Source organism: Amycolatopsis sp. NPDC051372, from assembly GCF_040682095.1.
Lineage (GTDB): Bacteria > Actinomycetota > Actinomycetes > Mycobacteriales > Pseudonocardiaceae > Amycolatopsis.
Genome location: NZ_JBFBAF010000012.1, coordinates 221,335 through 244,624, shown reverse-complemented (window position 1 = coordinate 244,624; position 23,290 = coordinate 221,335). Strand labels below are relative to the sequence as shown.

The following is a 23,290-nucleotide window of genomic DNA, read 5'->3' as shown; positions in this document are numbered from 1 at the left end:
GCAGATCGGTGATCTGGCGTTCGGTCTCGGATGCGACGCGGTGGGGTGAGCGATGCGGCCTGCTGGATCGGTCTGTCAGGCCGGCGTCTCCTTCATGGCGGTAGCGGCGGACCCACTTGTGTCCGGTCGCCCGGGATATCCCCAGCTCGGCGCTGACATGCGCGACCGGGCGTCCGGCGGTGACACGCTCGACCAGCAACCGTCGACCATGCAGGGTCAGCCGGGCGTTACGGTGAGACACGAAGACCTCCGTTGTGATCGGTGATGGCGTCAGACACCACCACCACACACCGAGGTCTTCGTCATGATCAACCCGACGCGCCGCTCACACGTCAACAACGTCCATGGTCACTACAGCTAGCGGGCGGCTCCCGGAACTCCGAGCTCTTTCAGGAACAGGTCGTGGAAGCTGAGCCCGAGCACCTGGCACACGTCGGCTCGGCCCAGCCGCGGCGGTGAAGCTCGGCGGTGATGCGGGGGAGGCCGGCGGGTCCTTCGAGGCCGGGCACGAACTCGCGCGCGGTGCGGTCGTCCCACGAGCGTTCGTCAGCACGGCGGAGGCTGTCGGAGACCTCCTTGATGAAGTCCGGGCCGAGGCCGACGTGGGCGACGCCGACGACGTCCGCGGCGTGCTCGATGTGGTCGGCGACGCGGGCGACGGTGTGCTCGTGCTCGTCGACGGACTGGGCCAGGACGTTGATCCCCACGACCCCGCCGGCGTCGGCGATCGCGCGCAGGCGCGCGTCGGTGAGGTTGCGGTGGTGGGCGCGCACGGCGAAGGCCGAGGAGTGTGACGCGACCAGCGGCCGGGTGGCGAGCTCCAGCAGGTGGTCGGTCGACGTGGCGCCGAGGTGGGAGACGTCGAGCATGATGCCGAGCTCCTCGCACACCGCCACGGCGTCCACGCCCGCGCTCGTGAGGCGGCCGCCCGTTTCGTCCTCGACCGAGCCGTCGGCGAGCATCGTGCGCCCGAAGTGCGTGAACGACGCCATCCGCACGCCGAGCCGGTGCAGCGTCTCGAACAGGCCGACGTCGAGGCCCACGGCTTCGCAGCCCTCCAGCGCCAGCACGAGGGCGATCCGGCCGTCGGCGAGGGTTTCGCGGATGTCGTCGCCGGTGAGGCACAGCCGCACGGCATCGCGATTGCCGGCCTCGACGCGCCAGGCGGTCTCGATCATCCGCAGCGTCTGGCGCAGCGCGCCTTCGGGGCGGAACTCGGGTTCGAGGAACACCGGCAGCACCTGGAGGTCGACACCGCCGGCGCGCAGCTGCGGCAGCCAGACGCGGCGGAAGTACCCGGCCTGCCGGGCGGCGGGGTAGCGCGAGCAGAGCATGAGCAGGTCGTTGTGCGCGTCCGCGACCAGGGCGTTGTGATGCAGGGCGTCGTGGTGCAGGGCGACTGCTTCGGTCATGACAAGGCACTCCTCGACGGTCCACAGTGGAATCGCCGGCGAGTCTAGGTGTGTGGTGGCTGTGCCGTCACGTGATGATGCTCTGAGAGCACGCCATCAGGACGCTCGGCTCATGATGGCGCTCAGCCGGCGCGCGGCGACCTTGGTCGTCGCGCTGAGCTCGGTCAGGCGGTCCAGTGCCCGGCTCGTCGGCGCGGACACGTTGAGCGACGCGATGATCCGCCCGGTCGCGTCCCGCACGGGAGCGCCGACCGACAGCAGCCCGCCCTCCAGTTCGTCGATCGCCACGGTGCAGCTCTCCTGCCGCTCGTGGTGCAGCCGTTCGAGCACCTCGGACACGCTGCGCAGCGCGCGCGGGCCGAACTCGCCCGGCGGCGTGCGGGCCAGCAGCGCCCGGATGTCGTCGTCCTCGTGGTCGAGGATCAGCGCGCGGCCCGACGCGGTCACGTGCAGGGGCGAGGTTCGCCCGACCCAGCCGCCGGCCTGCACGGTGTGCGGCGAGCGCTCACGCAGGATCGTGAACGACTGGTCGCCCTGCAGGATCGACAGCAGCGCACTTTCGCCCGTCTCGGCGACCACGGCGCGCAGCACCGCCGTGCCGCTGCCGAGCAGGCGCTGGTCACCGGCGCGCGCCGCGAGCACGTGCAGCTGCCAGCCGAGCCGGTACCCGCGCGTCTCGGGGTTCTGCTCGACGAGCCCGTGGGCGGACAAAGCCTTGAGCATCCGCGAGATCTGGCTGCGCTCACGGCCCACGCGGCGGGCGATCTCGGCCCCGGACAGCTCGGGGTGGCGCTCGTCCTCGCCGAGGGTGCGGAGTACGGCGGCGACGCGGCCGACGGTCGAGGTGTCGGAGTTTTCGGCCATGTCTCGACCGTAGTGGTGCTGTGGAAGCTACACAAGTGGTCACCAGAGCACACTGAGACGATTCAGAGTGCTCTCGTGGCAACACCGGTGGCTTCGGCCGGGCATCGGATCGCAGACTCCCCGGCCATGTCCATCACCGCCCCTTCCGGGGCCGCACTGTTCGGCGAGCAGACCCGCAAGGCGCTCGCCCACCTCCCGGCACACGGCCGGCGCCTGGCCGACGTGCCGGCCTTCCTCACCGCGTACGCCCAGGTCAAGGCCGCCGCCGCGCGCGCCAACGCGGAGCTCGGTGCGCTCGACCCCGTCCGCGCCGATGCCATCACCCACGCCGCGGACGAAATCGGCGTGGGGCACCACCGCGACCAGTTCCCGCTCACGCTCGTGCAGGGCGGCGGCGGGACCTCGACCAACATGAACGTGAACGAGGTCCTCGCCGCCCGAGCCGAGCAGCTGCTGCGGGACTCGGGCGAGCCGCTTTCCGTGCACCCCAACGATCACGTCAACCGGTCGCAGTCCACCAACGACACCTATCCGACCGCGATGGCGCTCGCGCTGACGGAGCTGGCCGAACCCGTCACGACAGCGCTGAGCCGCCTGGCCGACGCCTTCGACGCGCTCGCGGCCGACCAGGGCGCGCTCGTGCGCCTGGGCCGCACCTGCCTGCAGGACGCGGTCGTGCTCACCGTCGCCCAGACCCACCACGGCCACGCCCACGCGATCCGCCGCACGCGCGATGTCGTGAACCAAGCCGTGGCGGCCCTGGCGGAGGTCCCCCTCGGCGCCACCGCGGTCGGCACGGGCATCGGCAGTCCCGCCGGCTACGCGGAGCTGGCCGTGCGCCACCTCGCCGAGCTGTCCGGACGTCCGCTGAAACCGGCCGAGGACTACTTCGACGCCCTGGCCCACCTCGACGCCTACGCCGCCGTCGCCGCCGCGCTCGTCCGCGCGTCCGGCGCGCTCGGCAAGATCGCCCGCGACCTGCGCCTGCTGTCGTCCGGCCCGGTCGGCGGCCTCGGCGAGGTTCGGCTGCCGGAGCTGCAGGCGGGCTCGTCGATCATGCCCGGCAAGGTCAACCCCGTGGTGCCGGAACTGGTGCTGCAGCTCGGTTTCCGCGTCCGCGGGGCCGCCGCGACCGTCGACGCGGCCGCCGACGCCGGCGAGCTCGAGCTGAACGTGATGGAACCGGTGGTCCTCGACGCGCTCGTCGGCGCGTTCGAAGACCTCACCGCCGCGGCCACGATCTTCCGCGAGAAGTGCGTGGCCCGGTTGCAGTGGGACGAGGAAGCCGTGGCGCGCAACGCCGCCGGCGCACTCGACGAGTACGTGACCCTCGCGACCACGGCGGGCTATCGCACCGCCGTCGGCGCGGCCACCTCCGCCTCCGCAGGAGAGTCCTCATGAAACCGATGGCACGCACCGAATCCGCGCCACCGAGCCGGCCGGAGTGGCGAGAATGAGCGCGAAGACCACCTTCGCGTTGTCGGTCGGCACCTTCGTGGAGTGGTTCGATTTCGCGCTCTACGGGTTCTCGACCGCGATCATCGCCACCCAGTTCTTCCCGGGCACCAACCCCACGGCGGCGCTGCTCGGCACGCTGGCGATCTACGGCGTGTCCTTCTTCGCCCGCCCGATCGGCGGCGTGGTGATGGGCCGCGTCGGCGACCGTCACGGCCGCCGCACCGCGCTGGCCGTGTCGCTGGTCCTCATGGGACTGTCCACGGCGCTCATCGGCGTGATCCCGCCGTACGCGACGATCGGCTTCGCCGCACCGCTGCTGCTCACGCTCTGCCGTCTGGTGCAGGGGTTCGCGGCGGCGAGCGAGCTGACCGGCGCCGCGACCTACGCCGCCGAATCCGCACCGGCCGGAAAGCGCGGCCTGTACGTGAACATCGTGCTGTGCTTCGGCAGCGTCGGCACGGCGGTCGCGACGCTGGTGGTGCTGTTGTTCTGCCTCAACGCGGACTTCTACGCTTCCGGCGGCTGGCGCTGGCCGTTCGTCGCGGGCGGGCTGCTCGCGTGCGGCGGCATCTACCTGCGGCTGCGTCTGGCCGAAACCGGTGTGCACCTGCGGACGCGGGAAAAGGCGGCCACCTCGTTCCGGCAAACGCTGCGCCGCCACGGCCGCACGATCGGCGTGCTGATCGTCTTCTACGCGCTCGTCGGCGTCGGATTCCACACGCTGCTCGGGTACATGCCCACGTACATGACCAAGGTCGCGGGCCTGTCCTCGACCACGGCCCTGTGGATCAGCCTCTTCGCGTTCGTCACGTTCGCCGTGTCGTGCGTCGGGTGCGGCGCCCTCACCGACCGGGTGGGCCGCAAGCCGGTGATGATCACGGCGGCCGTCGCGATCCCCGTCCTCACCGTGCCGGCCTACCTGCTGATCGCGGGCGGGAACCTGCCGCTGGTCTGCGTGGCCCAGGCGCTGCTGGTCATTCCGGTCGCCGGCGTCCAGGCCGCGGGCAACGTGACCAACGCCGAGGTCTTCCCGCCCGAGGTCCGCTACTCCGCCGGCTCGATCGCCTACACCTTCTCCTACGCCGTGTTCGCCGGCACCGCGCCGCTGCTCGACGCCGTGCTGCTCGACGCGGGCGGCAAGCTCCTGCCCGCCCTCTACGGCGTGCTGATCGCGGTGATCGCGCTCCCGTTCCTCGTCAAGGGCATCCCCGAAAGCCGCGGCTTCGCCATCGAAACCGGCGCCCGGCCCCTCGCCGGCCAGCGAAAGGAATCCTGACCCGTGGCACCCACCTACCGGCTGGCCTTCGACATCGGCGGCACGTTCACCGACTTCGCCCTGCTCGACACCGAAACGGGCGCGCTCGAGATCTTCAAGTGCCTCACCACACCCGACGACCCGTCACGCGCTTCCCTGCACGGCTCGCGGACGCTGCTGGAGCGCGCGGGCGTCGGCGCCGAGGCGCTGACCAACGTGATCCACGGGACCACCCTGGTGACCAACGCGCTGATCGAACGCAAGGGCGCCAAGGTCGCACTGCTGACCACCGAGGGCTTCCGCGACACACTGGCGCTGCGCACCGAGCAGCGCTACGACATCTACGACCTGGCCCTGTGCTTCCCCGAGCCGCTCGTGCCGCGGTACCTGCGCCGCGAGATCGGCGAACGGACCGAGCACACCGGCGAGATCGTGGCCGAAGTCCGCGAAGCCGACGTGGCCGCGGCCCTCGCGCGGATCCGCGAGGAGGATGCGAAGGACCGCCGTGCCGATCCGGGAGCACCGGAGCTCTCCAGCGTCGCCATCTCGTTCCTCCACTCCTACCGCAGCCCCGAGAACGAGCGCGCGGCGGCGGACCTGGTGCGCAAACTCTGGCCCGCGGCCGACATCTCCGTCTCCAGCGAGGTCGCGCCCGAGATCCGCGAGTACGAACGCACCAGCACCACCGTGGCCAACGCCTACGTGCGCCCGCTGACCCGCGAGTACCTGCGCACGCTCGCCACCGCGTTCGCCGAAACCGGCTACCGCGGCCGGCTGTACCTGATGCTGTCCTCGGGCGGGATCGCGACGGTGGAGACCGTGTCCGAGCTGCCCGTGCGGCTCATCGAGTCCGGCCCCGCGGGCGGCGCGATCGGCGCGGCGCACTACGGCGGCCTGTGCGGTGAGCGCGACCTGATCGCGTTCGACATGGGCGGCACTACGGCGAAGATCTGCCTCATCGAGGACGGCCGGCCCGCGATCTCGCACCAGCTGGAAGTCGCACGGGTGCACCGGTTCAAGAAGGGCTCCGGCCTGCCGATCCAGTTCCCGTCCGTGGAGATGCTGGAGATCGGCGCCGGTGGCGGCAGCGTCGCGTGGATCGACGAGCTCGGCCTCCTCAAGGTCGGTCCCCAATCGGCGGGTGCCGCGCCCGGCCCCGCGTGTTACGGGTTCGGCGGCACTCTGCCGACGGTCACCGACGCGGCCCTCGTGCTCGGCTACCTCGACCCCGCGAGCTTCCTCGGCGGCGAGATGACGCTGGACCGGGCGGCCGCCGAACGCGCGATCGACGAGCACGTCGCCGGGCCGCTCGGCGTGTCCCGCACGGAGGCGGCGTGGGGCATCCACCAGCTCGTGGTGGAGAACATGGCCGCCGCGGCGAAGCTGCACATCGTCGAACGCGGGGGTGACCCGCGGTCCTACGCGCTGCTCGCGTCCGGGGGCGCGGGCCCGATCCACGCCGCGTCGGTGGCCCGGCTGCTGGGCAACGAACGGATCCTCTACCCGCTGGCCGCCGGGGTGCTCTCGGCGATCGGGTTCCTCGTCGCGCCGGTGTCGTTCGAGTTCTCGCGCTCGCAGCCGCAGCTGCTGGACACCACCGACTGGGACGCCGTCGGCCGGCTCGTGACCGAGCTGGAGGAGCAGGGCCGCGACGTGGTCGCCGAGGCCGGGGTGGCACGCGCGGACGTGACGCTCGAACGCCAGGTGTCGGCGCGCTTCGCCGGGCAGATCAACGAGATCTCCGTGCCGCTGCCGGGCGGCGAGCTCGACGCGACGTGCCGCGACGAGGTCCGCACCCGGTTCCTCAAGGCCTACACCGATCTCTACGGCCACGCGCACGACGACATCCCGGTAGAGGTGATGACGTGGCGCGTGGTGGCGAGCGGAAGGCTCGCCGAGGTTGCGGTGGAGCGGCGGAGCGCTCGTGCTTTCGGGGACCCGGTGCCGCAGCACACGCGGCCGGCGTACTGGATCGAGCTGGAGTCCTACGTGGACACCCCGGTGTACGACCGTTACCCGCTGGAGCCGGGGATGAACGTCGCGGGGCCGGCGCTGGTCGAGGAACGCGAGTCCACCGTGCTCGTCGCGCCGGGCAGCACGGCCGTCGTCGACGAGTACCGCAACCTGGTGGTCACCCGAACGGAGGCACAGCTGTGAACCGATCCGTCTTCGACGACCCGATCACCCTGGAAGTGGTGTGGGGGCGGCTGGTGACGCTGGCCGACGAGATGCAGACCGTGCTGCGCCGCACCGCGTTCAGCACCGTCGTGTCGACCGGCAACGACCTCGGCTGCGAGATCATGGACGCCCGCGCCTGGTTCGTCGCCCACGCCGTGACCAGCAACCCGACGTTCAACCTCACCCTGCCGCACCTCACCGCGGCGCTGCTGGACACGTTCCCCGCCGAAACGCTGCGCGAGGGCGAAGTGCTGTTCACCAACGACCCGTGGATCGGCGCCGGGCACCTGCCGGACGTGGCCGTGGTGACGCCGTTCTTCAAGCACGGACGCGTGGTCGGGTTCGCGGGGTCCATCGCGCACGTGAGCGACATCGGCGGCCTGCTCAACCAGTCCGAGGCCCGCAGCGTGTACGAGAAGGGCGTGTACTTCCCGCCGCTGAAGCTGTACGACGCGGGCGTGCGCAACGAAGCGGTGTTTTCCACGCTGCGGGAGAGTGTCCGCACGCCGGAGCTGGTCATCGGTGACATCAACGCGATCGTGACCGCGAACTCCGTGGCCGCCGCGCACACCGCCGACCTGCTCGACGAGAACCGCCTCGACGACCTGCAGCAGCTGTCCGACGCCGTGCAGTCCCGCGCGGAGAAGGCGATGCGCGCGACCGTCGAGTCCATTCCGGACGGCACCTACCCGTTCGAGCTGACGTTCGACGAGCTGACGCTGGGTGTCGAGCTGATCGTGTCCGGGAGCGACCTGCTGGTCGACTACGTGCGCGTGCCGCCGCAGCACCCGCACGGCGGGATCAACTCGACGCTGACGTTCACCACCGCGCGCACCACGTACGCGCTGAACTGCCTGCTGACCCCGCAGATCCCGAGCAACCAGGGCCTGTTCCGGCCGGTGCGGGTGCAGGCGCCCTCCGGCTCCGTGCTCAACCCGGTGCACCCGGCGTCGGTGAACGACCGGACGAAGGTCGGCTGGCACGTCATCCCGCTCGTGCAAGGCGCCCTCGCCGGGGTGCTGCCCGAGCGGATCCCGGCGGCGGGCGGGTTCAAGAGCAGCGTGCGGCTCATCGGCACCGGTGCGCACGACGTCGCCGTCAGCTCGCTCGCCTTCACCGGCGGCGGGCTAGGGGCCGGCCACGGCGGCGACGGGGTCGACGCGATCTGCTACCCGACGAGCTCGTCGAGCATCCCGGTCGAGATCTACGAAACCACCACCGGTGCGCGGATCGACCGCAAGGAGCTCGCGCCGGGGACGGCCGGCGCGGGCCGGTTCCGAGGTGGGCACGGCCAGGTGGTGACGCTGCGGCCGCCGCGGGCCGGGAGCGGGCTCACCTTGGCGGCGGGTTGTCACCAGCAAAGTCATCCGCCGTTCGGGCTGGCGGGTGGTCGCGCGGCGCGGCCGACCGAGGCGCGGATCGACGGCGTCGCGGTGCCGGTGTCCGAGACCTCGGCCCGGTTGGGGGCGCTGCCGTTCGACGCCGGTGCTCCGACGGTCACCCTCCACACGGCCGGCGGCGGTGGGCACGGGTCCCCTGTGGACCGTCCGGTCGAGGCGGTGCTGCGCGACGTGCGTGACGAGCTGCTCTCCGTGGAGGAGGCGCTCGACGTGTACGGCGTGACAGTGGACCTGGAGGCACTGACCGCGACGCGGAAAGCCTGATCCTCGGCCTGAGCACTATGTTCCCCAGCGCGTGGTGACTTCCGTGGCGGAGGCTCGCTCCCGGCACTCCGGGGGTGACTCTCCGCCGCAGAGGTGACGATCTCGAAGCAGTCCGATGAGGACAGTCGGTTTCCCCGGTTTCCGGGCAGGTCGAAGGGCGTCGCCGACCTCGTGGACCGGCGACGCCCGGTCGGCGCGACTTGGCTGGGACCGCGTGCCGCGCCTGAAACCCGGGTACCCCGTCTCACGGGGGTGAAACCTTGGCGCAGCGGGCGAAGCGCTGCCGCCTTCGCTGGTCGTGCTTACACTCGGATGGGTGATGGAGACCTCCGGCGAGACCCGCGATGAAAAGCTCGTGCGGAACGTGAACGAGCTCCTGCAGGAGCTGCGGGTGGCCCAGGCCGGGGTGCAGATCCTGTTCGGGTTCCTGCTTTCGGTGGTCTTCACCTCTCTGTTCCGCGAGGCCAGCGGATTCGAGAAGGGCCTGCACATGGCGGCCGTCGTGCTCGCGGTGGCGGCGACGACGTTGCTCACCGCACCCGCGGCCTGGCACCGGCTGCTGTTCCGGACGGGCAGCCGCGAGCTCATCCTCACCGTGGGCAACCGCGTGGTGGTCGCCGGGCTGGTCTGCCTGGCGCTGGCCATCACCGTGACGGTCGCGCTCATCGCGAGGGTCGTCTACGGCGCGGCGGCGATGTTCGGCGTGGCCGGCTTCGCGCTGTTGCTCTTCGTCGTGTTCTGGGGTGTCGTGCCACGCTTGCTCAGACGCCGGTGAGCCACACCCGGACCCGATCGGCGGAGAGATTTTCAACACCGGTCCCGCTTCCGGGCACAACGGCTACGCTGGGGCGCCTGCGCTGCCACGGGAGGCCGGGATGACCACGTCGGAGAGCGGGCTCGAGAACGTCGACATGAAGGTCGAGGTGCTCGTGATCCCCGTCGCGGACGTCGAGCGGGCCAAGGCGTTCTACACCGGACTCGGCTGGCGGCTGGACGAGACGCCGCCGTGGATCGTGCAGCTGACCCCGCACGGGTCGCCGTGCTCGGTGCAGTTCGGGGAAAACCTCACGGACGCGAAACCCGGTTCGGCGAAGGGGTACGTGGTCGTCTCCGACATCGAGGCGACGCGCGCCGGGCTGGTCGCCGCCGGCGTGGCCGTGAGCGAGCTCGTCCACTTCGGCCCGGACGGGCCGGAACCCGGGCTGGACCCCGACCGCACCAGCTACCGGTCGCAGGCCACGTTCGCCGATCCCGACGGGAACCGGTGGCAACTGCAGGAGATCACCACGCGGCTGCCCGGGCGGGTCGACGCGGCGGAGACGTCGTTCGCGTCGGTGAGCGACCTGGCCGACGCGATGCGCCGCGCCGAGGTGGCGCACGGCGAGCACGAGAAACGCACCGGCCAGGCCGACGCGAACTGGCCGGAGTGGTACAGCCGGTACATGGTGGCGGAGCAGGCGGGCACGGAACTGCCGCTCTGAGGCTTTCACGCGGAGGGCTTTCACGAGGGGGCTGTTCACGAGCACGGAGGACGGATGACGGACGTCGAGCGGGGGCGGGGTCTGGCGGGCCAGACCGTCGTCGTCATCGGGGGCAGTGCGGGGATCGGCCTGGAGACCGCGCGGCTCGCGCGGGCCGAGGGCGCGCAGGTCGTGCTGACCGGGCGCGATCCGGAGAAGCTCGACAAGGCCGCGGCCGACGTCGGCGCGCAGGACACCGCGGCCTTCGACGCGACCGACCCCGCGGCGATGGCCGCGTTCTTCCAGGGCCTGGCCGCCGTCGACCACGTCATGATCACCGCGGGGGCACCGCGCTACGGGCCGCTGCTGGCGATGTCCGCGGCGGAGATCCGCGACGCGTTGAGCGACCACCTCGTGGTCGGCCTCGAAGCCGCCCGCAACGCCGCCCCGAAGATGCCCCCGGGTGGCTCGCTCGTCCTGATGGGCGGCACCGGTGGCCGGCGGGTGAACCGTGCGCTCGGCATCGTGTCCTCGGCCACCGCCGCGCTGCCCCCGTTCGCGGCGACGCTGGCCCTCGAGATCGCGCCGGTGCGAGTGAACCTGATCGCCGCGGGGTTCGTCGACACGCCGTTGTCGGCGTCCCTGCTGGGCGAGAGCCTGGACGACCGCCGCGCCGAACTGCGCGCCACGCTGCCCATCGGCCGCATCGTCACCCCGGTGGACGTCGGTGCGCTCGCCGTGCACCTCATGACCAACACGGCGCTGACGGGTGCCACGTACGACATCGACGGTGGGCAGCAGTTCGCCTTCTGACGCTCGGCCTCCGGCGGTGACCCGGCCGGCGACCATGGTCAGGCGGAGCGGGGCATGGGCAGGCAAATCTCGACTCCGAAGTGCGGATTTGCCCGTCAGTCCATTGAGGACCGTCGCGTCGCGGTGGCGAGGGCCGGGCCCGGCGAGCGGACGGTCGACGAGCAGCTGGTCGGGTGTGGCGATCAGGCGCCTCGGGGCCGATCTCGCCGGCGAGATCGTCGGCCGCGCTGGCCCGGCGGGGCGCGGCGCGACGGTAGTGCACGCCGTGGCGGGCGAGGCGCTGCCAGAGCGGCCCGGCGTCGAGGTAGCCGCCGGCGACCCCCCAGGACTTTTTCACCACCAGGTGCTGGGGATCAGCGCGACCAGCCGCGCCGGGAGCAGTTCGCGAGGAAGTCGACTCGACGTCGGCGAGCCGGCGCGGCCGCTTCGTGGGCGACCGCCACCGTCGGCCGCGGCGGTCCTGGCAGGCGGTGCCGAGCCGGGGGCGGTCCGCACCGCGCGGCCGCCGCGGTCCCCCGGCCCGTTGCGCCCATGTCGCGCACGGGTCGATGGCGGTCCGCCGACGGTGCACCGCCACGCCGAAGAATGATGCTTGGGGACGGGGAGTGGGTCGAAACGGCAGGTCAGTCGGTTTCCGGCTGCTGCCATTCGCGTCCGGCGCGCTGCGCGGCGATCCGGATCTCGTTGCCGGTTTCCCGGCGATTCTGCCCGGGTAGTTCGGCGGCACGCGGCGTGGGTTCGGCGTCCGCGTCCGGCTGTTGTCGGGTCTCCTGTTCGGCCATGGTCATGGTTGCCTCCGTTCTCTTTGCCCCACAACGATTCCGGATACCCGCCCCCGCGGCAAGCAAACGCGACTCCGCTTCACCCGGAAGGTGAGGGGTTGCGCATTCGGCCGGCGACCCGTCAGCCCCCGGCGCGGCAGGCCGACGGTGGCGCCCGAGTGGCCGCCGCCCCGCAATCATCCGGAGGCGCCCAACGCCCCCCGGCACCCCGGAAGTCCAGCTGGTTCCGGCGATTCCGGGCCGACGGGAGTCCGATGTGGACATTCGGGAACGGATCGTGCGGCGTGTCGGTGAACCGCGTTCACGCCGAGCGCCGCGCCGACCTCGAACCGGTGACCGGCGAAGCGCGGGGGCGCCGGCGTCGGACAGCGCTGGGGGTCGGGCCGGTCAGTCGCCGCCGCGGAGGTTCTCCCTCCCGCGGCGGGACCGGCCATGCTCGTCCTCCAGCGGCGTTTCGCCTTCGGCCCGCCGCGAAGGTGGCGGACGGTTGCCGCTCGAGTCCTCGTCCGCGGCCAAGTGGTCGGGTTCTGGGGTGGGTCGTTCGTCGTCCACGGTCGCTCCCGGGGTCAGTCGTCGCCGGGCCACTCGCCGCTGGCCTTCTCGTAGCCGACGGCGCCGGCGCGTTCGGCGGCGGCCTTCACCGCGCCGAAGATCGCGCCCTGCACCGCCGCGGCGATGAGGATCTCCTGCCAGCCGCGGTGCTTGTCCGTCGCGATCGGGGCGTCGTCCTCGCCGGCGATCCGCTGCCACAGCAGCTTGAAGACCTGGCCGGCGACCAGACCGCCAAGCGCGCTGACGGCGAAGTTCAACGGTTTGTACAGCGTCTTTTTCATGCCGGCCGGGTACCCCGGCGCGAGCGAGGCTCAACCTCGGCCGCCGCCCTGGCCCGGTCGTGACCGGCGTAGGCTGCGGTGACCGCGGTTCAACAAGAAGCCGTCTGCCGTCGTCCCGGCCTGTGCCGAGGACTCCGGAGACCGGCCGGGCCCGCGCACCTGGCGTCTCCGCCGATGTGTGGAGGGAGGCCTGCCGTGGCGGAACCCCTCCCGGACGTCCCCGCGAACCCGCCGGTCGTCGTCGTGTTCACCACCGCCGAGGGCACGACCGTGGTGGTCCGAGGCGACGTCGACGCGACGATCGCCGGCCGGCTCGCCGAGCAGCTTGCCGTGGAGCTCGAGCTGCGGCCCCAAGTGCTGCTCATCGACCTGCGTGAGGTCACGTTCTGCTCGTCCGACGGCATCAGCACCCTCGTCCGGGCCCACGAGGCCGCCCGCGCCGCCGCGGTGCCCTACGCGATCGTCACCGGCCGGCTCGCGGTGCTGCGTCCCCTGCGGATGCTCGGGCTCGACCGCGTGCTGCAGGTTCACCACGACTTGTCCGACGCGAAGGCGTGGCTGGGGATCGTGTCGCGGCTGCGCTCCTGACACCGGCCGCGTCCGGGCGCGCGAGGTCGCGGCCCGCAGGGGCGGCACCTGCGGCATCAGGGCTGCGAGAGCCCCAGGTGGTCTCGCAGCGTCGTCCCGGAGTACTCCGTCCGGAACACCCCGCGGTCCTGCAGCAGCGGCACCACCGTGTCCGCGAACTCGTCGAGCCCGCCCGGCGTCACGTGGGGCACGAGGATGAACCCGTCGGCGGCGTCGTTCTGCACGAGGTCGTTGATGGCGGTCGCGACGGTCGTCGGGGAGCCGATGAACGTCTGGCGCCCCGTGACCTCGATGACGACCTCCCGCGCGGTCAGGTTCTTGGCCTCCGCGAGCTGGCGCCACTGCTTCGCCGTGGCCAGCGGGTCCCGGTACATCCGCACGCTGGCGCGGCCCTTCGAGATCAGGTCCTCGCCGACGACCGGGTCGAAGTCGGGCAGCGGGCCGTTCGGGTCGTGCTCGGACAGGTCGGTGTTCCAGAGCTGTTCGAGGAACTTGATCGCCGTCTGCTCGCTGACCTGCTGCAGCCGCACCACGTGGGCCTTCTCGTGGGCGTCGGCGTCGGTGTCGCCGAGCACGAAGGTCGCGGCGGGCATGATCACGAGCTGGTCGGGCGTGCGGCCGTACTTCGCGAGGCGGCCCTTCACGTCGCGGTAGAACGGCCGGCCGGTCTCGAGCGTGCCGTAGCGGCTGAAGATGGCATCGGCCGTGGCGGCGGCGAACTCGCGGCCCTCGTCGGAGTCGCCGGCCTGGATGGTGACGGGCCGGCCTTGCGGGCCACGCGGCACGGGGAAGCGGCCGTCGATGGTGAAGTGCTGGTCGTGGTGGGAGAACGCGCCGGCGTGGGCGTCGGACAGGAAGCGGCCGCTCGCCTTGTCCGCGAGGACCTCGTCGCCGCGCCAGGAGTCGAACAGCTCCCAGGCCGTGCGCAGGAACGTCTCGGCGCGCGAGTACCGCTGGTCCTGCGGCAGGAAGCCGCCGCGGCGGAAGTTCTCGCCGGTGAAGGCGTCCCACGACGTCACGACGTTCCAGGCCGCGCGCCCGGCCGAGAGGTGATCCAGCGACGCGAACTGGCGCGCCACCTCGAACGGCTCGTTGAACGTCGAGTTGATCGTGCCCGCGAGCCCCAGCCGCTCGGTGACGGCGGCCAGCGCCGAGAGGACCGTGAACGTGTCGGGGCGCCCGACGACGTCGAGGTCGTAGATCAGGCCGTTCTGCTCGCGCAGCCGCAGGCCTTCGGCGAGGAAGAAGAAGTCGAATTTGGCGCGCTCGGCCGTCTGCGCGAGCTTCACGAACGAGCTGAACTCGATGTGGCTGCCCGCCTCCGGGTCGCTCCACACGGTGGTGTTGTTGACGCCCGGGAAGTGCGCCGCGAGGTGGATCTGCTTCGGCTCGGTCATCGGGTCCCTCCTCAGGCGGCGTAGCGGTTCGCGGGGCGGGGCAGGCCGAGCAGCCCCCGCAGCGTGGCGGCTTCGTAGTCGTGGCGGAAGGCGCCGCGCCCGCGCAGCTGGGGCACGAGTCCGCGCGTGATCGCGGTGAGGTCGTCGGGCAGCGCGCCCGGCCGCAGCCGGAACCCGGTCAGGCCGGCGGCGTGCCAGTCGAGCAGCAGGTCGGCGAGCTCGGCGGGCGTGCCGGTGAAGACGTGCGCGTCGGAGGTGTACTCGGCGCCGGCGAGGTCGTCGAGGCGCGCTTTGCGGTCGGCGGCGGCGCCCGGCTTGTCGTCGAGGAACACCACGAGGTCGGCGAACACGCGCAGGCGCTCGTCCACGGCGGCGCGGATTTTCGCGACGTCCGCCCGGTCTTGCGGTGTCACGTACACGAGGTCAGCGGCGTTGTCGGCCAGCCGATAGGCACGGTCGTTGTGCGCCAAGGCGGCGACGGGCGGCTGGCCCTGCGGCGGCCGCGGCGTGATCGACGGGCCCTTCACCGAGAACCAGCGGCCCTCGAAGTCGATGTAGTGCAGTTTCTCGCGGTCGACGAACCGGCCGGTGGCGATGTCGCGGATCTCCGCGTCGTCCTCCCAGCTGTCCCAGAGCCGGCGCAGCACCTCGACGTAGTCCGCGGCCTCGTCGAACAGGTCCGCGGCGTCGGCCGGTTCGCGGCGGCCGAAGTTGCGGTACTCCTCCTCGTGGCTTGACACCTGCACGCGTACGCCCGCGCGGCCGCCGCTGACGTAGTCGAGCGTCGCGATGGCCTTCGACAGGTGGAACGGCTCCGTGTGGGTGACCACGGCCGTCGGCACCAGGCCGATGCGCGAGGTCACCGGCGCGACGCGCGAGGCGATCAGCACCGCGTCGAGCCGTCCCTGGACGACGTCGGTGCGGTCCTCGAACGGGCCCTGGGCGTCGGTGCGCAGGGACAGGAAGTCCTCGAAGGTGACGAAATCCAGCTTCGCCGCTTCGGCCTCCTGCGCCAGACCGGTCCAGTACCCGGCCGTGAGCAGCTCGGCCGGCCGTGCCGCCGGCTCCCGCCACGCCGCCGGGTGCCAGCCGGCCCCCTCCAGGGCGACAGCGAGCAAGGGTCCACCTGCCATGTGCGCGTCCTTTCCGCTCGGCCTGCCTTCGCAGTGTGCGCCGGGACCCGCGGGTGCGGCAGCCGGAACCAGCCATTGGGAAAGCCGCGCTTTTCCCGCCCGATCGGGAATAACGCGGGGGAGTAGCGTCCACGCGGAAACCCGGCGTGGACGAGGAGTGGTGATGGCGGGAGAAGGCCTGGTGACGGTCGCGAGCAGCCGACCGGTGGGGGAGACCGTGGATCGGCTCGTGGGGCTGGCCGAGAACGCGGGGCTGATCGTGTTCGCGCGCATCGACCACGCCGCCAACGCGGTCGCCGCGGGCCTCGAGCTGCGGCCCATGCAACTGCTCGTGTTCGGCCACGGCCGCGGCGGCACCCCGCTACTCGCCGACGGCCCCACGAGCGGCCTCGACCTGCCGCTGAAGGCGCTCGCCTGGGAAGACGACCAGGGCGCCGTCCACGTCACCTACAACGACGCCACGTGGCTCGCCGAGCGCCACAACCTGGGCGAGGCCAGCGCCGCCGCGGTGGGGGCGCTGGGCAAGGGGCTCGCGACGCTGGTGGGGAAGGCGACGGAGTAGCGCTCCTCAGCTCAGTCGCGACGAGCTCAGGGGGCCTGGTGCGAAGGCACTTGGCAGGCGGGCAGGGCACTTGCCACAGGCATCGCTCTGCCCGCCTTCGCGTCGGCGGCGCTCCTCAACTCGGCGATGACGAGCGCGGCGCGACGCGCGCATGCTCGCCGCGAAGGCTCTTGGGCGGCGCGGCATGGCACTTGTCAGTGGCGCAGTGCAATGCCCGCCATCGAGGCAGCGGCGCTTCTCGGCACTGCCTTGGCACCTGTCGCTGTGAAGGTGGCTTCACGGCGCCCGACGCGCTTGCCACTGGCGCAGTGCGCTGCCCTGCCAATCGGGGCAGCGGCGCTCTCGGTACCGGCTTCACGCTTCTGGACGCGAAGGCGACTTCGCGTCCAGAAGCTGCTCCTCAGCTCGTCAACGACGAATGCCGCGCTGCCGCCGTCACCGGGCCGACCAGCGTGGGCTGCAGGCGGCGGGCCGCGTCGAGGTGGTCGGCGGTCCAGATCATCTTCACGGCGGCCGCGGTGCCCTGGTGGTCGTCGCCGGAGAGGTCGCGGTGGACGGCCGTCAGGAGGCGCGCGTCGGCGGCCGGGTCGCGGGACTTCAGCGGCGGGACGATGCCGGACCCGGTGAGGGCGTCGGCGGTGGCTTCGTACCAGCGGGTCAGTTCGTCGCTCGCCGCGAGGACCTCCGCCCGCGCGGCGGTGCGGTCGCCGACGGCGCCGCCGGTCTCGCGGCGCCACAGGTCCAGCACGGCCTCCGCGGTCAGGCGGAGCACCGCGACGGCCGTGATCATCGCCGCGACGTCGGCCAGGGGCACGTGTTTGGGGCCGCGCTCGGTGAGGAAGACACGGAACGTGTCGTCCAGGCGGCGGGCCGCGGCGGCGGCTCGGCGGTTCTCGTCGCCGGGCTCGATGGTGGCGGGGACGAGCTCATCGCAGCGGCTCACGCCGTACTCGACGGCGCCGCGCAGGTAGCGGGCGCTTTCAGCGAGCCCGTCCGCCACGGCGCGCCGCAGCTCGGCGGCGGCGCCGCGCGGCCAGAACACGATCCCCACCACGAGGCTCACGGCGCACCCGATCGCCACGTCCTCCACCCGCACCAGCCCGATCTGCAGCCCGGCGGGCTGGATGAGCGAGAACAGCAGCAACAGCACGACGGTGAACCCGGCTTGCCCGGCGGCGAACGAGATCACGGCGGGCGCGAGCCCGGTGAACACCACCGCGATCGGCAGCAGCGCCCAAAAAACCGTCGTGTCGTGGCCGAGCAGCAGGATCAGCACGCTGCCGACCACGATCCCCGCGACCGTGCCGAGCAGCGCCCGCACCGCGCTCTGCCCGGTGCTCAGCGCGTTGGACCGCAGCACCGCCATCGTGCCGAACGCGACCCAGAACGAGTGCTCCACCCCGGTCAGATCCGCGATCAGCACGGCGGCCCCGAGCGCGATGCCGCCGCGCACGCTGTTGTGCAGCGTCACCGAGGTCCACGCGACGTGCGCGCCCGTCCGTTCCTGCACCGACGACAGCGCCGAACCGGCGCCGTCCGGCCGCCGCCCGATCAGGTGCTCCCACCAGGTCCGCCGCCGTGCCGCCACGGTCAGCTCGATGTTCTGGGCGATCTCGGAGATCGCGAAGCTCATCTCCTGCGCGCGGAAGCTCGGTTCGAGCGACGTCACGAACTCCGCCGTGTCCGGATCCGGCAGCGCCGACGTCGCGGTCGCTTCCATCTTCCCGCGGGCCTCCCGCAGCCGCGCGAGCTCGACCGCCAGGTCGTCGGGCGCCGAAGCCACCGCCTTCAGCAGCCCCGCGCCGTGGTCGAGCAGCACGGCGGCGGCCAGCTTGACCTCCGACACCGCAGCCGTCGTGGCGCCGTGACCTTCGGCGACGGGCATCCGCGCCAGGATCTCCTCGAGCCACACGACCTCGTCGATCAGCCGCACGAGCGTGCGCGTCGAGGTCGTCAGCCCCGTCGGCCGATACGGCGTCCCGAAGAACGAGTCCCGCAGCGCGGCGACGGCGGCACTCGACTCCGCGACGACGTCGTCGACCTGCGCCACCAGGTTCGGCAGGAACCCGCAGCGCACGCACTCGACCTCGGTCCGCAGCCGCTGCGCCAGCAACGCGCACGCACGGGCCGTCGCGATCCGCAGCGGGTTGCGTACCGGCGAGGGCCACAGCACGGCGATGGCGGCCATCGACACGACCCCCGCCATGCCCCACCCGAGCAGCCGGTCGGGCAGCGTGGCGAGCGAGCCGGGCAGCGTCGCGGGCAGGATGAAGGACACGAGCAGGGACGTCGTCGCACTCGCGATCACGGAACTCACCACGGCGGCGAACAGCACCACGAATGCCACCACCACGGTGGTCACCGCCGCGAGCCAGACGATCCGCGATACGAGCGTGCCCAGCGAGATGAGCACACCGCCGGCGAGCACGAGCGCGCCCTGCGCGAACACCCGGTCGCGGATCGGCCCGCCGAAGTCCACGAACAGCAGCAGCGCCACCGAGCCGACGGACGCGAACAGGCCTATCAGCGCGCTGCCCAGCACCAGGTTCCCGACCGCGAACAGCGACGGCAGGATGATCGCGGCGCGGCCCGTGCGGCGCAGCGCCGAGAGGTTGTTGTCCCGGCTTCGCAGCCACCCGAGAACCGTCATGGCCCGCCGTGCCTCCCACCGTCGAGGGGGCACCACGCCCGGACGCGAGCATGGTCGGGCAAAACCGCGTGTGTCAAGAACCCGGAACGGGCCCGAATCCACTGTGGAACGCCGCCACTCACCGCGCGGACCTGGTTGACTGTCCCCATGCTGCCCTGGGACGCCCCGCTCGCCGGCCGGCTCGACCGCCACACGATCACCTCGGAGCTGCTGCGGGACAACCCGCTCGGCGACCCGCACGAGCGGCCTCTGTGGGTGTACGTCCCGCCGGGCTACGAAGGCTCCGCGGCGCGCTACCCGGTGATCTACGTGATCCAGGGCTACACCGGCCAGGTCGCGATGTGGGCCAACCGCACCGCGTTCCGTCAGCCGTACCTCGAAACGGCCGACGCGGTGTTCGCCGACGGCGCGCCGCCCTGCGTCGTGGTCTACGTCGACGCCTGGACCTCCTACGGCGGCTCGCAGTTCGTCGATTCACCCGGCACCGGGCGCTACCACTCGTACCTATGCGACGAGATCGTGGCGTGGGTCGACGCGCACTACCGCACCATCCCCGCGCGCGAGTCACGCGCGATCACCGGCAAGTCCTCCGGCGGCTTCGGCGCGATGATCACGCCGATGCTGCGCCCCGACCTGTTCGGCGCGCTCGCCACGCACGCCGGAGACACGCTCTACGAGCTCAGTTACGTGCCCGAGTTCGGCAAGGCCGTGCGCGTGCTGCGCGAGTACGACCACGACATCTTCCGCTGGTGGGACGACTTCCAATCACGTCCGGCGTTCACCAAACCGGGTGACGAGTCGCTGCTCGTGGCCCTCGGCGTCGCCGCGTGCTTCTCCGCGCGCGAGGACGGCACGCCCGAGCTGCCCTTCGACGCGGTGACCGGTGTGCTCAAACCGGACGTCTGGGACCGCTGGCTCGCGTGGGACCCGGTCCGCATGGCGCCCGCCCACGCCGAGACGCTGCGCTCCCTGTACTCGGTCTGGATCGACGCCGGCACCCGCGACGAGTGGTTCCTCGACCTCGGCGCCGCCGCGTTCCGCGACGAGCTCCTCAAGGCCGGCCTGCCCGAGGACCGCCTGCACTTCGAGCTCTTCGACGCCGGCCACGGCGGCATCGACTACCGCTACCCGCCGGCCCTCGAATGGCTCGCCGAACGGCTGGCCCGCTAGCGCTCACTCCAGGTCGACGCGCACCGTCAGCAGGTTGTTGCCCAAGGCCCGCACCCCGACGCTGTTCAAGCGCGGCAACGACTTCAGCCGCGCCACGGCGTCGTCCTCAGGCAGGACATGGGCGGTCCCGCGGTGCCAGCGCCCGCGCAGCCGGACGCGGACGCGCGGGTCGGCCTGCAGGTTGCGGACGTACTGCGAGCGGGTGCCGAACTCCGACACGAGCCAGAACTCGTCGCCGGTGCGCCGGCCGCCGACGGGTGTGCGGCGCGGGAGACCCGACGCGCGGCCCGTGGTCTCCAGCAGGACCTGGCCGGGCAGCCGCGACAGCACTGGGTTGCCGACGCGGCGCTGGAACGTCGTCACCAGCCGGTGCCACCCGCTGCCGCGCTGGGCGGCTTCGCGCAGCCGCCACGGGATGACCACCGCGTGGATCGGCGCCGCGAGGGCCCACAACGCGCGGGCCGGCGCACGGTCGAATCGCACGGTGGTGGTCCAGCGCACCCGAGAGCCGACGTCGACGGTGTTGCGCGTGGTCAGCAGGCTCGACGGTGCTTCGAGCACCACGCTGCCGGGCTCGGAGCTCACGACCGTCCAGCCGAGCACGCGGCCCGGCCCGGGCCGGGTCCGCAGGCCGAGGCACCGCCAGCCCACGCGCAGGAAGGCCCGCAGTGGCGCCGGTGCGTCTTCCCAGACGGCTCGCGCCCACTGCTCGGCGGTGCGCTCGTCGCCGGCGGGCCGGGCGATGTCCACTGTGGACGTGTAGGCGGAGGTCACGCGGTCCACGCTAGTGCTTCGAAGCCTCCGACGCGCGAGCGTGATCGACCGCGGCGGCCGCGTCCGGGCCCCAGCTCACCAGCAGCCGCAACGCTTCCTGCGACTTCGAACCGGGCTCGGTATGGTACACCGACAACGCCTGATCCGGCTCCCCGGGCAGGGTGAACGTCTCGTAGTGCAACGTCAGCTCACCCGCGAGCGGGTGCGTCAACCGCATCGTCGCGTGCGTCTTGCGCTTCACGTCGTGCGCGGCCCACATCGTGCGGAATTCCTCGCTCTTCACCGACAGTTCCCCGACCAGCTCGGTGAGCAGCGGGTCGTTCGGGTGCTGCCCGGCGTCGAGCCGCAGCTGACCGACGACGTCGGCCGCCTTGGTGCGCCAGTCCGCGTACAGGCTGTGCGCGGCCGGATCGAGGAAGACGATGCGAGCCCAGTTGCGGTCTTCCGGCGCCCGCGCGGCCCAGTCGCCGAACAGCGCCGACGCCGTTCTGTTCCAGGCGAGCACGTCGGTGCGGCGGCCCCACACGTACGCGGGCACGCTCTCGATCGCGTCGAGCATCGTCTGCAGCGCGGGCCGCACCTGCTGCCGTTGCCGCGGCACCGGCCGTTTGCGCTGCTGCGGCTTGGCCAAGTGCAGCAGGTGCGCGTGTTCGGTCTCTGACAGGTTCAGCGCGGTGGAGATCGCATTCAGCACTTCGAGCGAGACGTTGCGGCCGTTGCCCTGCTCCAGCCGTGTGTAGTACGCGACGGAAACCCCGGCGAGCTGCGCCAGCTCCTCACGCCGCAACCCCGGCACGCGCCGGCGCCGGCCGTACCCGGGCAGGCCCACATCAGCCGGCTTCAGGCGGGCTCGCCGCGAGCGCAGGAACTCGCTCAGCTCCGCGCGCGGATCCAGCGCCTGCTCGGTGCGGGGGTGCGTGGCCATGTCCCTCAGTATCGCGCCCGAACCACGAAATCGCTGCTCCTGAGCCTGTCCCTGCCAGTAGTAGGCACGCGGGACGTACGCGAAACGGGCACCTGGGTAACCCTTCAGGCCCGGCGCACAGTGAACCGTGCCCGCCGAGCGGCCCGGCACCAGGGAGAGGGATCAGTGAGATGACCGAAACCACCACAGCTTCGCCCGCCACCGCGCGCGGCCGGGACCGGCTTCCGGGCAAGGCCCTCTTCGGCCTCTTCCTCGCCGGGTTCATCGGCATCCTCACCGAGTGCCTGCCCGCCGGCCTGCTGCCGGAAATCAGCCGGACCCTGCACACGAGCGTCGCGGCCACCGGCCAGATCGTCACGATCTACGCCGCCGCCACCGCGCTCGCCGCGATCCCGCTCTCGCGCCTGACCGCGAAGTGGTCGCGCAAGACCGTGTTGCAGGTCGCGCTGGGCACCGTCGCGATCACCAACGCGCTCACCGCGTTGTCCACCGACTACACCCTCACGATGGTGATCCGGTTCGTCGCCGGCCTCGGCACCGCGCTGGTCTGGACGCAGCTCGCCGGGTACGCCGCGCGCCTGTCGCCGCCGAGCGTGCAGGGCCGTGCCATCGCCATCGCGCTGGCGGGCACGCCGATCTCGCTGGCCCTCGGTGTGCCGGTGGGCACGTGGCTGAGCACCTTCGGCGGCTGGCAGACGGCGTTCTGGGTCTCGGCGGTGCTGAGCCTGCTGAACATGCTCTGGTTCGTGGTGAACCTGGCGAACCTGCCCGGCCAAGCGGGCCACGAACGCTTCACGCTCCGCCAGGTCCTCGCGATGCCCGGGCTGCGCACGATCCTGTTCGCGCTCACCACGTACATGGTGGCGCACAACATCCTCTACACCTACGTGACCGACTTCCTGCGGTTCGCGGGCATGGAGAGCCAGGCCGGGTGGGTGTTGTTCGCCTTCGGTGTCACGTCGGTGCTGAGCGTGGTCGTGGTCGGCGCGCACATCGACCACCACCTGCGCAAGCTGATCGTCGCGAGCACACTGCTGTTCGCGGTGAGCGTGCTGGTCCTGGCGGTGCTCGCGGGTGTGCCCGCGCTCGTCTACCTCGCCGCCGCGGCGTGGGGCCTGGCGTTCGGCAGCTCGCCCAGCCTGTTCATCGGCGGCGCGATCACCGCGACGGCCGAAGCCGCCGACGTCGCGCAGTCGATCGTGATCTCGTTCTTCTCCGGCTCGATCGCCCTCGGTGGAATCGTCGGCGGGCTGCTGATCGCGAGCCTGGGCACGGCGTCGATCACGTGGGCTTCATTGGTGCTGCTGGTCTTCGCGGCGGTCGCGGTGATCGGCGGCCGCAAGCACGCGTTCCCCAGGGGCGCCTGAGCGGC

22 protein-coding genes are annotated in these 23,290 nt (G+C 72.0%); 11 read left to right on the top strand and 11 right to left on the bottom strand.

Annotated features, from left to right (window positions below; all coding sequences use genetic code 11):
• The 3 genes from AB0M56_RS20440 to AB0M56_RS20430 all read right to left on the bottom strand — a co-directional run.
• Positions 1–241, bottom strand: a 241-nt coding sequence (locus AB0M56_RS20440; RefSeq protein WP_364178322.1) for a leucine zipper domain-containing protein, incomplete at its 3' end; no start/stop codon positions are given.
• Between the two features lie 148 nt (positions 242–389).
• Positions 390–1,412, bottom strand: coding sequence for a membrane dipeptidase (locus tag AB0M56_RS20435; protein ID WP_364178319.1), 1,023 nt, complete (start codon positions 1,410–1,412; stop codon positions 390–392).
• A 96-nt stretch (positions 1,413–1,508) separates the two neighbouring features.
• Positions 1,509–2,276: an IclR family transcriptional regulator gene (locus AB0M56_RS20430; protein WP_354870182.1), complete on the bottom strand. Its 768-nt coding sequence runs from the start codon at positions 2,274–2,276 to the stop codon at positions 1,509–1,511.
• A gap of 126 nt (positions 2,277–2,402) precedes the next feature.
• Here AB0M56_RS20430 and AB0M56_RS20425 point away from each other — a divergent pair, with 126 nt between their 5' ends.
• The 7 genes from AB0M56_RS20425 (at position 2,403) to AB0M56_RS20395 (ending at position 11,104) form a co-directional block, all read left to right on the top strand.
• Positions 2,403–3,677, top strand: coding sequence for a lyase family protein (locus tag AB0M56_RS20425; protein ID WP_364178316.1), 1,275 nt, complete (start codon positions 2,403–2,405; stop codon positions 3,675–3,677).
• Between the two features lie 52 nt (positions 3,678–3,729).
• A complete protein-coding gene (locus tag AB0M56_RS20420) occupies positions 3,730–5,010 on the top strand; it encodes an MFS transporter (protein ID WP_364178313.1) in 1,281 nt (426 codons plus the stop codon).
• A 3-nt stretch (positions 5,011–5,013) separates the two neighbouring features.
• Complete coding sequence (locus AB0M56_RS20415; protein WP_364178310.1) at positions 5,014–7,146, top strand: hydantoinase/oxoprolinase family protein; 2,133 nt, start codon at positions 5,014–5,016, stop codon at positions 7,144–7,146.
• Positions 7,143–8,831 (top strand): hydantoinase B/oxoprolinase family protein, encoded by a 1,689-nt coding sequence (locus AB0M56_RS20410; RefSeq protein ID WP_364178307.1) that lies wholly within the window; start codon positions 7,143–7,145, stop codon positions 8,829–8,831. Before AB0M56_RS20415 ends, AB0M56_RS20410 begins: the two co-directional genes overlap by 4 nt.
• A gap of 319 nt (positions 8,832–9,150) precedes the next feature.
• Positions 9,151–9,606, top strand: coding sequence for a DUF6328 family protein (locus AB0M56_RS20405; protein ID WP_364178334.1), 456 nt, complete (start codon positions 9,151–9,153; stop codon positions 9,604–9,606).
• A 100-nt stretch (positions 9,607–9,706) separates the two neighbouring features.
• Complete coding sequence (locus AB0M56_RS20400; RefSeq protein WP_364178304.1) at positions 9,707–10,312, top strand: VOC family protein; 606 nt, start codon at positions 9,707–9,709, stop codon at positions 10,310–10,312.
• 54 nt (positions 10,313–10,366) lie between these two features.
• On the top strand, positions 10,367–11,104 hold the full coding sequence (locus AB0M56_RS20395) for an SDR family oxidoreductase (protein WP_364178301.1): 738 nt from the start codon (positions 10,367–10,369) through the stop codon (positions 11,102–11,104).
• 623 nt (positions 11,105–11,727) lie between these two features.
• Here the strand turns inward: AB0M56_RS20395 and AB0M56_RS20390 are convergent.
• The 3 genes from AB0M56_RS20390 to AB0M56_RS20380 form a co-directional block, all read right to left on the bottom strand.
• On the bottom strand, positions 11,728–11,892 hold the full coding sequence (locus AB0M56_RS20390) for a hypothetical protein (RefSeq protein ID WP_220240458.1): 165 nt from the start codon (positions 11,890–11,892) through the stop codon (positions 11,728–11,730).
• Positions 11,893–12,273: 381 nt separating this feature from the next.
• Positions 12,274–12,438: a hypothetical protein gene (locus tag AB0M56_RS20385; RefSeq protein ID WP_364178298.1), complete on the bottom strand. Its 165-nt coding sequence runs from the start codon at positions 12,436–12,438 to the stop codon at positions 12,274–12,276.
• 14 nt (positions 12,439–12,452) lie between these two features.
• Positions 12,453–12,719, bottom strand: coding sequence for a DUF4235 domain-containing protein (locus AB0M56_RS20380; protein WP_364178295.1), 267 nt, complete (start codon positions 12,717–12,719; stop codon positions 12,453–12,455).
• Positions 12,720–12,914: 195 nt separating this feature from the next.
• Here AB0M56_RS20380 and AB0M56_RS20375 point away from each other — a divergent pair, with 195 nt between their 5' ends.
• Positions 12,915–13,307 carry an STAS domain-containing protein gene (locus AB0M56_RS20375; protein WP_364178293.1) on the top strand — a complete coding sequence of 131 codons (393 nt, stop codon included), beginning with the start codon at positions 12,915–12,917 and terminating at the stop codon, positions 13,305–13,307.
• Positions 13,308–13,363: 56 nt separating this feature from the next.
• Here the strand turns inward: AB0M56_RS20375 and AB0M56_RS20370 are convergent, their stop codons facing one another.
• Both AB0M56_RS20370 and AB0M56_RS20365 read right to left on the bottom strand, forming a co-directional pair.
• The gene (locus tag AB0M56_RS20370; RefSeq protein WP_364178290.1) at positions 13,364–14,704 is read right to left on the bottom strand and encodes an NtaA/DmoA family FMN-dependent monooxygenase; all 1,341 of its coding nucleotides are present in this window, start codon (positions 14,702–14,704) and stop codon (positions 13,364–13,366) included.
• Positions 14,705–14,715: 11 nt separating this feature from the next.
• Positions 14,716–15,837, bottom strand: a complete 1,122-nt coding sequence (locus AB0M56_RS20365) for an LLM class flavin-dependent oxidoreductase (RefSeq protein WP_364178287.1) — start codon at positions 15,835–15,837, stop codon at positions 14,716–14,718.
• A 163-nt stretch (positions 15,838–16,000) separates the two neighbouring features.
• Between AB0M56_RS20365 and AB0M56_RS20360 the strand changes: the two genes are divergently transcribed.
• The gene (locus AB0M56_RS20360; RefSeq protein ID WP_364178284.1) at positions 16,001–16,399 is read left to right on the top strand and encodes a DUF302 domain-containing protein; all 399 of its coding nucleotides are present in this window, start codon (positions 16,001–16,003) and stop codon (positions 16,397–16,399) included.
• 400 nt (positions 16,400–16,799) lie between these two features.
• Here the strand turns inward: AB0M56_RS20360 and AB0M56_RS20355 are convergent, their stop codons facing one another.
• Complete coding sequence (locus AB0M56_RS20355; protein WP_364178281.1) at positions 16,800–19,049, bottom strand: FUSC family protein; 2,250 nt, start codon at positions 19,047–19,049, stop codon at positions 16,800–16,802.
• Positions 19,050–19,196: 147 nt separating this feature from the next.
• On the opposite strand from AB0M56_RS20355, the gene AB0M56_RS20350 reads away from it, so the two are divergent.
• Positions 19,197–20,219, top strand: coding sequence for an alpha/beta hydrolase-fold protein (locus AB0M56_RS20350; protein WP_364178279.1), 1,023 nt, complete (start codon positions 19,197–19,199; stop codon positions 20,217–20,219).
• 3 nt (positions 20,220–20,222) lie between these two features.
• Here AB0M56_RS20350 and AB0M56_RS20345 read toward each other — a convergent pair whose 3' ends face one another.
• Both AB0M56_RS20345 and AB0M56_RS20340 read right to left on the bottom strand, forming a co-directional pair.
• Positions 20,223–20,993: a nitroreductase/quinone reductase family protein gene (locus AB0M56_RS20345; protein ID WP_364178276.1), complete on the bottom strand. Its 771-nt coding sequence runs from the start codon at positions 20,991–20,993 to the stop codon at positions 20,223–20,225.
• A 10-nt stretch (positions 20,994–21,003) separates the two neighbouring features.
• Positions 21,004–21,918 (bottom strand): helix-turn-helix domain-containing protein, encoded by a 915-nt coding sequence (locus tag AB0M56_RS20340; protein WP_364178273.1) that lies wholly within the window; start codon positions 21,916–21,918, stop codon positions 21,004–21,006.
• A gap of 170 nt (positions 21,919–22,088) precedes the next feature.
• Between AB0M56_RS20340 and AB0M56_RS20335 the strand changes: the two genes are divergently transcribed.
• A complete protein-coding gene (locus tag AB0M56_RS20335) occupies positions 22,089–23,285 on the top strand; it encodes an MFS transporter (protein ID WP_364178270.1) in 1,197 nt (398 codons plus the stop codon).
• The last annotated feature ends 5 nt before the right edge of the window (positions 23,286–23,290 follow it).

Coding starts and splice junctions, on each gene's coding strand:
- AB0M56_RS20400 (WP_364178304.1), top strand. CDS start 9,707: ATGACCACGTCGGAGAGCGGGCTCGAGAACGTCGACATGAAGGTCGAG.
- AB0M56_RS20380 (WP_364178295.1), bottom strand. CDS start 12,719: ATGAAAAAGACGCTGTACAAACCGTTGAACTTCGCCGTCAGCGCGCTT.
- AB0M56_RS20405 (WP_364178334.1), top strand. CDS start 9,151: ATGGAGACCTCCGGCGAGACCCGCGATGAAAAGCTCGTGCGGAACGTG.
- AB0M56_RS20420 (WP_364178313.1), top strand. CDS start 3,730: ATGAGCGCGAAGACCACCTTCGCGTTGTCGGTCGGCACCTTCGTGGAG.
- AB0M56_RS20430 (WP_354870182.1), bottom strand. CDS start 2,276: ATGGCCGAAAACTCCGACACCTCGACCGTCGGCCGCGTCGCCGCCGTA.
- AB0M56_RS20425 (WP_364178316.1), top strand. CDS start 2,403: ATGTCCATCACCGCCCCTTCCGGGGCCGCACTGTTCGGCGAGCAGACC.
- AB0M56_RS20350 (WP_364178279.1), top strand. CDS start 19,197: ATGCTGCCCTGGGACGCCCCGCTCGCCGGCCGGCTCGACCGCCACACG.
- AB0M56_RS20335 (WP_364178270.1), top strand. CDS start 22,089: ATGACCGAAACCACCACAGCTTCGCCCGCCACCGCGCGCGGCCGGGAC.
- AB0M56_RS20340 (WP_364178273.1), bottom strand. CDS start 21,918: ATGGCCACGCACCCCCGCACCGAGCAGGCGCTGGATCCGCGCGCGGAG.
- AB0M56_RS20395 (WP_364178301.1), top strand. CDS start 10,367: ATGACGGACGTCGAGCGGGGGCGGGGTCTGGCGGGCCAGACCGTCGTC.
- AB0M56_RS20360 (WP_364178284.1), top strand. CDS start 16,001: ATGGCGGGAGAAGGCCTGGTGACGGTCGCGAGCAGCCGACCGGTGGGG.
- AB0M56_RS20365 (WP_364178287.1), bottom strand. CDS start 15,837: ATGGCAGGTGGACCCTTGCTCGCTGTCGCCCTGGAGGGGGCCGGCTGG.
- AB0M56_RS20370 (WP_364178290.1), bottom strand. CDS start 14,704: ATGACCGAGCCGAAGCAGATCCACCTCGCGGCGCACTTCCCGGGCGTC.
- AB0M56_RS20435 (WP_364178319.1), bottom strand. CDS start 1,412: ATGACCGAAGCAGTCGCCCTGCACCACGACGCCCTGCATCACAACGCC.
- AB0M56_RS20390 (WP_220240458.1), bottom strand. CDS start 11,892: ATGACCATGGCCGAACAGGAGACCCGACAACAGCCGGACGCGGACGCC.
- AB0M56_RS20355 (WP_364178281.1), bottom strand. CDS start 19,049: ATGACGGTTCTCGGGTGGCTGCGAAGCCGGGACAACAACCTCTCGGCG.